This is a genomic window from Streptomyces sp. MB09-02B (assembly GCF_033794485.1).
Lineage (GTDB): Bacteria > Actinomycetota > Actinomycetes > Streptomycetales > Streptomycetaceae > Streptomyces.
In genome coordinates, this window is sequence record NZ_JARGEE010000978.1 from 1 (window position 1) to 694 (window position 694).

1 protein-coding gene is annotated in these 694 nt (G+C 73.8%); it reads left to right on the forward strand.

Going from position 1 to position 694, the window contains the following annotated elements; genetic code table 11:
* Positions 1 to 89 precede the first annotated feature (89 nt).
* A partial coding sequence (locus tag P1P70_RS45435) for an MraY family glycosyltransferase (RefSeq protein ID WP_319248454.1) occupies positions 90 to 694 on the forward strand: 605 nt, incomplete at its 3' end.

Consider the following 694-nt stretch of genomic DNA (forward strand, 5'->3'; position numbering starts at 1 on the left):
CAAAAGAAGACCGCGATTAGGTTTTTTTCTTGTGTTGTGTGGTCGGGGATGGGTATAAGGGACAGGGGGGGGTCGGGGCGGGGCTCGGGGTGTTCGGGCTGGTCGGTGACGTGTGGCGGCTGCCGGCCGTGGTGCGGGCGGCGGGGGTGGTCGTCGGTGCCGCGCTGGTCGTGCCGTACCACGAACTCGGCGTGCTGGGCGGGATGGTGGGCGTCGCCTGGATCGTCCTCGTGGTGCACGGGTTCAAGGGGATGGGGCGTTCCGACGGGGTGCTCGGGGTGGTCGGGGCGGTCACCGCGTTCGCGCTGAGCGGGTGTGCGGCGGCCGAGGTGATGGACGGGCTGGCCACGCTGTTCAGCGTGCTGGCCGCCGCGCTCACCGGGTTCCTGATGCACAACTGGCCGCCCGCGCGCGTCGTGATCGGCACGGCCGGGGCGCTGTTCGTGGGCTTCCTGCTCGCGGGGGGTGTCCTGCACGTGTACGCCGTCGGGTACGGGGCGGGTGTGGGGGCGCCCTTCGCCCTCACGGCCGTGGCCACCGCCGACGCGGTCCTCGTCCTGGTGTCGCGGAAGCGGGCGGGTCGGGAGCTGTGGCGCGGCGGGCCCGACCATCTCGCCCACCGGCTGCGGCGGATCGGGCTCACGCCTCCGGGGGCGGTGGTCGCGCTGGGGGTCGCGGCCGCGGGCTCCACGGG